This window comes from Paenibacillus sp. P4_A7 (assembly GCF_056402455.1).
This window is the reverse complement of sequence record NZ_JBFUHJ010000844.1, coordinates 1-923: the sequence shown is the minus strand read 5'-3', so window position 1 is coordinate 923 and position 923 is coordinate 1. Positions and strand designations below refer to the sequence as shown.

Genomic DNA, 923 nt, shown 5'->3' with positions numbered 1-923 from the left:
AAATACTTCTTTTCTGATTAATGATACAATATAGAAATGTTGCCTCTAACATAAAATAAAACTCAAAACGTAGGAGTGAATCAAATGGCTATTGACGTTTATATGAACTTTAATGGAAATTGTCGTGAAGCAGTAGAGTTTTATGCTCAAGTATTTGGAACAAAACCTCCAAAATTGATGACATTTGGGGAAGCTCCACAGAATCCGCAATATCCGCTTCCAGAAGAAGCTAAAAACTTAATCATGCACACTCGTCTTACCATCGAAGGCAGCAATGTTATGTTCTCAGATGTTTTTCCAGGCATGCCCTTTACAGAAGGAAATAATATAAATCTTGCCTTTGTCAGTAAAGACATAGATCAGATGAAAACTGTATTTAGTAAGCTGCAAGATGGCGGCGCAGTGAAAATGGAGCTTCAAGAAACCTTCTTTAGCAAATGCTACGGCAGTCTCAAAGATAAGTTCGGCATTGAATGGCAAGTTAGTTATGACAATGGTGAAATGTTCGAGTAGCCTGGTTACTTAAATACAAAAGGATAGGGATCTTTTCTGCACTAGAAAAGATTCCTATCCTTTTTTTGATTAAACAGCATTCTCTATTACTTATGCATGGAAGTTCAGGCCTGAAGTAGTCGCTTTCACATAGCCATTCCTGATAACAAAATCTCCAAAATGTTCTTTCTCCTGCCGATCATTCGCATAGTGCTTAATAATAGGCTCAAGAGTCTCAAGAATCTCTTTCTCATCGATGCCCTCACGGTAAATTTTATTCAGCCTATCACCAACAAAGCTCGCTCCCAAATACATATTGTATTTACCTGGCGACTTGCCAATGAAAGAGATTTCACCTAAACCAGGTCTAGCGCAGCCGTTAGGACAACCCGTCATCCGAATAACAATTTCCTTATCGCTCAAGCCAGCAT

General features: G+C 38.5%; 1 protein-coding gene and 1 pseudogene. One reads left to right on the top strand and one right to left on the bottom strand.

The window, feature by feature from the left end:
• The first annotated feature begins 84 nt into the window (after nt 1-84).
• A complete protein-coding gene (locus AC1DWN_RS34425) occupies nt 85-513 on the top strand; it encodes a VOC family protein (RefSeq protein ID WP_477563292.1) in 429 nt (142 codons plus the stop codon).
• 90 nt (nt 514-603) lie between these two features.
• On the opposite strand, the pseudogene AC1DWN_RS34420 reads toward AC1DWN_RS34425, so the two are convergent.
• A pseudogene (locus AC1DWN_RS34420) lies at nt 604-923 on the bottom strand (sulfite reductase); the annotation flags it as partial.

Excerpts from the sequence above, each read along its gene's own strand:
- AC1DWN_RS34425 (WP_477563292.1), top strand. The coding sequence starts at position 85 with ATGGCTATTGACGTTTATATGAACTTTAATGGAAATTGTCGTGAAGCA.